This window comes from Candidatus Magnetobacterium casense (genome assembly GCF_019173545.1).
Taxonomy (GTDB): domain Bacteria; phylum Nitrospirota; class Thermodesulfovibrionia; order Thermodesulfovibrionales; family Magnetobacteriaceae; genus Magnetobacterium; species Magnetobacterium cryptolimnobacter.
In genome coordinates, this window is the sequence record NZ_JABXWD010000154.1 from 1 (window position 1) to 7925 (window position 7925).

Annotated in this window: 12 protein-coding genes and 1 pseudogene; 6 read left to right on the plus strand and 7 right to left on the minus strand. The window is 52.4% G+C overall.

Annotated features, from left to right (window positions below; translation table 11 throughout):
- From HWQ67_RS09475 to HWQ67_RS09500, 6 genes and pseudogenes are all read left to right on the plus strand, one after another.
- Positions 1-282 (plus strand): annotated as a pseudogene (locus HWQ67_RS09475) (hypothetical protein); the annotation flags it as partial.
- Positions 272-877, plus strand: a complete 606-nt coding sequence (locus HWQ67_RS09480) for a 5-formyltetrahydrofolate cyclo-ligase (protein ID WP_218252446.1) — start codon at positions 272-274, stop codon at positions 875-877. The pseudogene HWQ67_RS09475 and the gene HWQ67_RS09480, both read left to right, overlap by 11 nt.
- Positions 878-880: 3 nt before the next feature.
- Positions 881-1441, plus strand: coding sequence for a GTP cyclohydrolase I FolE (folE, locus tag HWQ67_RS09485; RefSeq protein ID WP_218252447.1), 561 nt, complete (start codon positions 881-883; stop codon positions 1439-1441).
- A gap of 108 nt (positions 1442-1549) precedes the next feature.
- On the plus strand, positions 1550-2407 hold the full coding sequence (gene folD, locus HWQ67_RS09490) for a bifunctional methylenetetrahydrofolate dehydrogenase/methenyltetrahydrofolate cyclohydrolase FolD (protein WP_218252448.1): 858 nt from the start codon (positions 1550-1552) through the stop codon (positions 2405-2407).
- A 49-nt stretch (positions 2408-2456) separates the two neighbouring features.
- Positions 2457-3158, plus strand: a complete 702-nt coding sequence (locus tag HWQ67_RS09495; RefSeq protein ID WP_040336490.1) for a methylenetetrahydrofolate reductase C-terminal domain-containing protein — start codon at positions 2457-2459, stop codon at positions 3156-3158.
- Entirely contained in the window at positions 3158-4039 is an 882-nt protein-coding gene (locus HWQ67_RS09500) for a methylenetetrahydrofolate reductase (protein WP_218252449.1), read from the plus strand. Before HWQ67_RS09495 ends, HWQ67_RS09500 begins: the two co-directional genes overlap by 1 nt.
- Positions 4040-4176: 137 nt before the next feature.
- Here HWQ67_RS09500 and HWQ67_RS09505 read toward each other — a convergent pair whose 3' ends face one another.
- From HWQ67_RS09505 to HWQ67_RS09530, 7 genes are all read right to left on the minus strand, one after another.
- The gene (locus HWQ67_RS09505; RefSeq protein WP_218252450.1) at positions 4177-4599 is read right to left on the minus strand and encodes a hypothetical protein; all 423 of its coding nucleotides are present in this window, start codon (positions 4597-4599) and stop codon (positions 4177-4179) included.
- A 23-nt stretch (positions 4600-4622) separates the two neighbouring features.
- The gene (locus tag HWQ67_RS19925; protein ID WP_255317203.1) at positions 4623-4754 is read right to left on the minus strand and encodes a hypothetical protein; all 132 of its coding nucleotides are present in this window, start codon (positions 4752-4754) and stop codon (positions 4623-4625) included.
- A gap of 103 nt (positions 4755-4857) precedes the next feature.
- Complete coding sequence (locus HWQ67_RS09510; protein WP_218252451.1) at positions 4858-5298, minus strand: GspH/FimT family pseudopilin; 441 nt, start codon at positions 5296-5298, stop codon at positions 4858-4860.
- Positions 5299-5530: 232 nt separating this feature from the next.
- Positions 5531-5914, minus strand: a complete 384-nt coding sequence (gene nifU / locus HWQ67_RS09515) for a Fe-S cluster assembly scaffold protein NifU (RefSeq protein WP_218252455.1) — start codon at positions 5912-5914, stop codon at positions 5531-5533.
- 91 nt (positions 5915-6005) lie between these two features.
- Complete coding sequence (locus HWQ67_RS09520) at positions 6006-7190, minus strand: cysteine desulfurase family protein (RefSeq protein WP_218252452.1); 1185 nt, start codon at positions 7188-7190, stop codon at positions 6006-6008.
- A gap of 17 nt (positions 7191-7207) precedes the next feature.
- Positions 7208-7474: a sulfurtransferase TusA family protein gene (locus HWQ67_RS09525; protein WP_218252453.1), complete on the minus strand. Its 267-nt coding sequence runs from the start codon at positions 7472-7474 to the stop codon at positions 7208-7210.
- On the minus strand, positions 7471-7925 hold a 455-nt coding region (locus tag HWQ67_RS09530; protein WP_218252454.1), incomplete at its 5' end, for an RrF2 family transcriptional regulator. The genes HWQ67_RS09525 and HWQ67_RS09530, both read right to left, overlap by 4 nt.

Genomic DNA, 7925 nt, shown 5'->3' on the forward strand with positions numbered 1-7925 from the left:
GCCCTTGTTGTCAGGGACATGGCCAAGGCCCTCGGTGTTGCAAACGTCTTCGTAGTTGCCGGCAAGGTCAGAGGCAGCTCGGATGTCGAGTTTATAAAGGGTCTCCTGGAGGGGATGAACTATGTCGGCTCAGTTGGTTTCAGCCAGGCCGTGGTGGAGGCCGATATCAAGGGCGTTCCGCCATACAAAAATGCCCCCGAAGCCGTTGAAGACATAAAAATCATCAAGAACACCATTGAATCCGCCATAAGAAAACCAGGCAACGTACAAAATGACAACTAAATCGGCCATCAGAAGGTCAGTCCTGCACGGCCGGGACGCTATCACTGCCGCAGACAAGGACACCAGGGATGCAGAGATAAAGACCAGACTGCTCCGCCTCAGACAGTTCAGAGATGCCACAACGGTGATGTTCTACGCCTCCTTCAGGAGCGAGCCGGAGACCCTCACAATCATAGCGGATGCCCTTGGCAGTGGCAAGTTGGTGGCGTTGCCAAAGGTGGACATGCTGAAACGGCAGTTGGATATATACGAAATACGCAATATGGGCGAGCTTGTCAGTGGATGTATGAACATCCCCGAGCCGAATGTCTCCCAATCACGGCGCATAGACACTGAGCAGTTGAGCCGCTTTGACCTCATTGTGATGCCCGGTGTGGCGTTTGATACCGCCGGTGGCAGACTTGGCTATGGCGGCGGGTTCTACGACAGACTGTTGAGTTCTATGCAATACAGGCATCCCCTGTTGGTTGCCCTTGCATACACAGAGCAAATGGTGGATGACATCCCCATGCAGGAACACGACGTCAGGGTTGACATGATAATAACCGATACCGGTATCATCAGGCCGACACTGCAAATGCCCGCAATGGCATAAGATATGGATATCGAAAAAATAAAACGCGGCGTGGAATTAATCCTTGAGGGGATCGGCGAGCACCCCCAAAGACCCGGTCTTCAGAGAACCCCACATCGAGTTGCGGCCATGTACAAGGAAATACTATCGGGGATGGCCACCCCGGGGGAAGAACTGCTTAAGCCCATAGACGGCGAAAACTATGATGAGATGGTGATCCTCAAGGATATTACGTTCTATTCCATGTGTGAACACCACATGCTGCCTTTTTTTGGAACGGCCAATATCGCCTACATACCGGATGGCGGTAAGATCGTGGGTATCGGTGAGTTGGCAAAGGCCCTCGACCTCATGGCAAAACGCCTCCAGGTACAGGAGAGACTCACCACGCAACTGGCAGACCTGATCATGGATTCGCTGCGACCCAAGGGTACGATGGTGGTGATTGAGGCCGAACACCTCTGCCTGAGTATGCGGGGGTTAAAGAAGCAGGGTGCCAAGGTTGTTACCTCCGCCGTCAGAGGCATATTCAGGACAAGGAAGTCTACGCGCGATGAGATACTGTCGTTGATACGACAATCGTAAAACAATTAACTCTCAAGTATTACTTGAGGTTATCTCCGGGGGTTACACCCCGGGGCGGATATTTTATAAACAGATGGCTTTTATCAATTAAATATTAAGGAGGATTTTGTGTCGGCAACCATAATAGACGGCAAGAAGGTTTCAAAGGATATTACGGATGAGCTTCAGAAGGAAGTGGCAGGGCTGCGCGCCAAGGGTGTGGAGCCTGGGCTGGCCGTTGTCCTGGTGGGAGAAAACCCCGCTTCGAAGAAATATGTTGGAAGCAAGGAAAAGATGTGTGAAACGCTTGGTATCAAGAGCCTTGGTAACAAGATACCCGATACCACCACACAGGCAGAGCTTATCAAGCTCATAGACGACCTCAATGCAGACCCCAAGGTGCATGGCATACTGGTGCAACTGCCCCTGCCCAAGCACCTCGATGAAAAGGCCGTGATGCACCGCATAGCGCCCGAAAAGGACGTCGATGGCTTTGGCCCCGATGCCCTTGGCAGATTGTTGTTGGACGAACCGGGTTTTCTGCCATGCACGCCCCACGGTTGCATAAAGCTCCTGGATGCCTACGGGATCGACCCCAAGGGCAAACATGCCGTGGTCGTTGGCAGGAGCGTGATAGTGGGTAAGCCAATTTCGATGCTGCTGTTACGTAAACACGCCACCGTAACAATCTGCCACAGCAGGACGACGGACCTCAAAGAGGTATGCCTCAGTGCCGACATCCTTTGTGCAGCCATAGGGAAGGCCGAAATGATCAAGGGCGACTGGATCAAGGAGGGTGCAACCGTCATAGATATAGGCATTAACGTTGGAGCGGACGGCAAACTCGTTGGTGATGTGGAGTTTGGTGCGGCAAAGGAGCGGGCCGGCTTTATTACGCCTGTCCCCGGTGGCGTGGGACCCATGACAATCGCCATGCTTATGTATAACACGATAGAGGCCGCCAAATTCTCCATACAACGAGCATAGGGAGCGGAGTTATCAATACAACAAGTAAAAACACGGGAGACTTTACACCATGATTATAACTACCAAGAAGGACACTAATAAGTTACTACAGACCCTCGATCGGTATAAGAGCTTCTACCTGATAGGTTGTTCCGAGTGTGCCGCCCTATGTGGTACGGGTAATGAGGAGGCCATCAAGGAGCTGACCCAGACGCTTACGGCGGCGGGCAAAACCGTCACCGGTGGGATGGTGCCTAAGACCGGGTGTCAGACGCTGGGGACAAAGATCGAACTGAAAAAGGACAAGGATGCCTGTAACGACGCCGAAGTCATAATAGTCATGTCCTGTGGGGCGGGCACCCAGAGCGCCGTTGAGATATTCCCCGACAAGCCGGTCTATCCCTCCAACGACAGCTTGTTTTTGGGCAACATGACGCGTTTTCAGATGTTTGATGAGCGTTGTTCGCTCTGTGGCGATTGCATCCTGGAGTTGACGGGTGGCATCTGCCCGGTGACCAACTGTCCCAAGGGGCTCTTGAATGGCCCCTGTGGCGGCATGAAGGACGGCAACTGCGAAGTCAGCGCCGATATCCCCTGTGCATGGATACGCATATACGAGCGACAGAAGAAACTCAACGAACTCGAAAAAATGGATGAGATCGCCCCACCCAAGGACTGGTCAAAGAGTCAGAAGCCACACTCGCTGTATAACAAAAAAGAAGACAAGAAGAAAGACAAAACGGCATCGTCAAAAGAGAAGGAGAACAAATAATGAGCTTTAAAGAAACCCTCCAATCTGGTAAGTTTGTTGTAACGGCCGAGGTCGGCCCACCCAAGGGAACCGATATCGCAACGATGCTCCATGACATGCACCTGCTCAAAGGCAAACTCGATGCCGTAAACGTAACCGACAATCAGTCCGCCGTGATGCGCATAAACTCCATGGCGGTGTGTAAGCTGGCCATCGAACAGGGGCTTGAGCCGATCCTTCAGATGACGTGCAGGGACAGAAACCGCATAGCGTTACAGTCAGACCTCTTAGGTGCCAGCGTTCTGGGCATCCACAACGTCCTGATCATGACGGGCGATCACGTCTCGGCGGGGGATCAGAAGGGTGCCAAACCCGTCTACGATATAGAATCGGTGCAACTGCTTCAGGTCGTCGATGGTCTAAACAGCGGCAAGGACATGTATGGCAATGCGTTAAAGGGTGCTACGAGTTTCTTTCAGGGAGCGGTCGTCACCCCCGAGGCCAACCCCCTTGAACCACAATTGATGAAGTTCAAAAAGAAGGTCAAGGCCGGTGCGCATTTCTTTCAGACCCAGGCCATCTATGACATAGACAAGTTCAAGGAGTTCATGGTCTTTGCCAGGAATTTCCCGGTAAAGATTCTGGCCGGTCTGGTGGTATTAAAGAGCGTCGGTATGGCCAACTTCCTCAACAACAACGTCCCCGGCATAAAGGTCCCCCAGACCCTTATAGACGAGTTAAAGGCAGCCGGCAAGGAAAAAGCCCTCGATACAGGCCTCAACATCACCGCCAGGCACATCAGGCAACTCAAGGAAGAAAACATCTGTGACGGCGTCCACATCATGGCCATCGGCATGGAAGACAAGGTACCCACGATCCTGGAACGAGCAGGGCTGTTATAAGAAAAAGAAAAGCAGTGGGAGCGGTTTTTGGCAGGGGTACACAACCCCCTCCGCCCTCCCAAAACACAGCCACGGGTATAGCAAAAGCCCACAGGGCTCATTGTTAATGTTTTTTGGGTCAAGGTCCTCCGGTGCAGCTATAGTTGGCGGAAGAAGCCTATTTCGTTATGCACTGCCCTTGCGGCATCCTCTATGGATAGCCCTGCCTGTATATGTTTCAGGGTGATATTGGTGATGATCACACGCAGCATATCGATAAACTCCATGTTGTCGGATTCAAGGCTGTGCAAAAAGGCATCGTCTGTCATACTGGCCTTGACGGGGGAGTCCTCGGGAATCTTTTCCTGCAGGAGTGCCCTATAGGTGTGTATGGGTTGATTTGTTGCGCGCCAGCAAAACAGCATGTACACGAAATCGCAATAGAAATCCATCGTATGCTCATCCATACCCAGACTGACCAGCGTCCCCCTGATCTCTGCCCTCAGGTCATTCTTATAGTCTTGTATACCGTATGAGACATCTCCGTTGAGCACCTGATATGGTGTAAATTGCCACTGCATAAGTTAATGAATCCTCCGGGCCATCAGGCGGTCTTTATAACCAACTCGCTCTTTGCATGTTCGGAGGCATCGTCAATTATATCAATGCCGGCAATAGTGCCCTCTTCCCCGATTTTGCCCTTGAACAGATTATGCAGTTCAATCTTCTTATACATACCCCACTATTATATGCTCCTGTATGTGAAAAACTCAAGTGCAAAAATCAGCCGGGTACATAAATTTTAGTTGGCGTTCTGGTGTTATTGTCTAAGCTATTGCCTACTTGCTTATGACGCTGCCCACGACGGGGTCTATGGTTACGAGGAATGAGTGTTTTTGGTTGAACAGCTTGATTTCGCCACCCGTGGAGCCACCTTCGGCATAAAATGTGACTGTCCATTTACCGCGTGTGAGTTCCCCCTCATTGGGGTCGTTGATGGCTATGCTCACGCCCTTTGGGAGAGTCTTGGTTCTGTTTTTGTACACGATAAGCCCGTTGTCCATATCCACGGTGAGTATTTGTTCCTGCCCTTTGAGTTGCGCCATGTTTTTCATATACCGCATCGTGGCGGCCAGTTCCCTGACGGCAGCCCGCAGTTTGGCCGTTGGCGAGGAGTGCGTAAAGCCAACAGCTACCACCGCCATGATGATCATCATCAGCAGCAGGACAACTATGATTTCGATAAGCGTAAATCCACGCCGGCTAAGTATCTGCCGCATAGGTTATATTTTAATCAACCGGCACCGTTTTAGGCAACAAACATCATCCTGGGGCAGGGCCGTAAGAGAAAAAAAGGGGCGGCTCCGCCCCCCTTCAGAACCCCCCGCAAGGGGACCAGTCCCCTTGACCCCATTATGCGCAGGCTTGATTTTTAAATACAAGCTAAACCATAAACAATTCATAAAATTCTCAAATGCGATTGCCCTGGCCCCCTTCTTGATGGCGTATCTTTTATGTTGTGCCGGCTTGTGTCAGCTTGCTTCTATAGTCTTCGATGGCCTTTCTGAGGGCATCTGCGCCGAGGTTTGAGCAGTGCATCTTCTGTGGCGGCAGACCATCCAGCGCATCGGCCACAGACTCCTTCGTGATGGCCAGCGCCTCTGTCAGCGTCTTGCCCTTGGCCATCTCCGTTATCATACTCGATACCGCTATGGCCGCCCCACAACCAAATGTCTGAAACTTGGCGTCCACTATACGCTCATCCTCAATCTTTATGAACAACTTCATGGCATCCCCACACGTGGGATTACCCTCCATCCCTACGCCATCGGCATCAGGTATCTCACCAACGTTGCGTGGATTGGTAAAGTGATCCATTAACTTCTTGCTATACATAAATCCACCTCCACTGAAGTGCTTATCTTGTTTAATCTCCACAGGTTGGGCGTATATCGCCGGTTAAGCTGCCCGGTGCCGCTTGCTGCGGTCATTGTGTAGCCTCCGGTTCTGATTGTCCCCACCCGTTCCTTCCAAAAGGTGATATCTCTCTGAGTCTGCCTATGATCCTTGGCAGCTCTTCGTTGATGGCATCGACGTCTTCCTCCGTGTTGCCAACGCCCACCGAAAATACAATCGACCCATGCGTCATGCTTGCCGGCACCCCCATGGCTATCAACACCGGAGAGGCCTTCAGCGCCTTGGACGTACAGGCCGAACCACTGGCTGCAACGATCTCTTTGCCCTGGAGCATCAACAGCATTGCTTCTCCCTCGATGTACTCAACAACAAAGCTCGCATGTCCGGGCAGTCTGTTGTCAGGATGTCCCGTCAGGTGAACGCCGTTGATCTTGCCGATAACATCGATGAGTTTGTCCCTGAGGCTCGTGACGTGCGCAATACGACCGGCAAGGTCTCTCCTGGTCAACTCTGCCGCCTTGCCCATGCCCACGATGGCAGGGACGTTCTCCGTGCCGGCACGACGGCCGTTTTCCTGTATGCCACCGTAGATCAGCGGCAGGATGCGTTGTCCGCCTCTGATGTAAAGCGCCCCGGCACCCTTGGGGCCATAGAACTGGTGCGCCGTCAGACTCAACAGGTCAACTCCAAGGTCTGCCACATCAACGGGGATCGCCCCGACGGTGGCAACGCCGTCAACATGAAACGTCACATTGTGCGCCTTGGCAACTGCGGCTATCTCCTTGATTGGCTCTATGCTGCCCACTTCGCTTGAGGCATGTGTGACCGATATAATGGTCGTATCTTTTGTTATGGCCTTTTTTATGTCTGCGGGGTCCACCAGGCCATACTTGTCCACGGCAACGTAGGTCACGACGAAACCGAGTTTTTCCAGCGACCGTGCCGTATTGAGGATTGAGTGGTGTTCGGCCTTTGACGTTATTATGTGGTTACCCGATTGCTGTTTTGCCAGCGCTATGCCCTTGAGGGCAAAGTTGTTTGACTCCGCACCGCTGGATGTAAATACGACCTCTGCCGCCTTTGCGTTGATGAGGGCCGCTACCTGTGTCCTGGCATCATCAATGGCCGTCTTGGCCGATATGCCAAGATCGTAGGGGCTTAACGGATTGCCAAACTGCTCCTTGAAGTATGGCATCATCGCATCCAGTACCTCCGGCAACAGGGGGTTGGTTGCGACATGATCGAAGTATCTCATAGTAAAACCTCCACGTATTAACTTATCGTTTTGCGTGTTTTTCTTATGTATATTTTGTAGTAATCCTCGGCCTCGTCTATGCCTACAAACTCGTTACCGGTCTTGTCGCACCAAGCCGGGACGTCCTCCAATGCCCCGTCATAATCGGTCAGCAGTTCCAGTATCTGTCCGCCGTCGAGTTCGTTCATGTGTTCCTCCAGTTTCAGCAGGTGCATCGGGCACATCATGTAGACGATGTCAGAGGTCACATCAGCCTTTACGTTGTCAACAAACTTCAAACTCATGCAATGACAGTCCTGTCGGCCAACCCGGATGTTGCCTCCGTTGCAGCCATGAGCATCTGGCTGTCAAACTGGCTGCCCTCAAGGAGGTCAACCAAGGTGATGGTGTTAAGGAAGTCCTCGATCTGTCTGCCCAGCGCCTTCCACAACAGGTGGACAACGCAGCCGTCGATCTTGACACATCCCTCATCGGGGTCCAGGCACGACGTGATCGCCACCGGCCCCTCAAGGTCCGACACGATGGCACCAATAGTCACTCGCTCAGGGCTTGAGACCAGCAGGTACCCGCCCCCGGGACCCTTGACGCTCTTTACCAAACCGGTTTTTCTCAGTCTGCCCAGTATCTGCTCCAGGTAGGGGACAGAGACATCCTGCCTCTGCGCTATCTCCCTTATGGTTATAGGGGTATCGGGATAGCCCTTTGCTATCTCAAACATCGCTCGTACCCCGTACT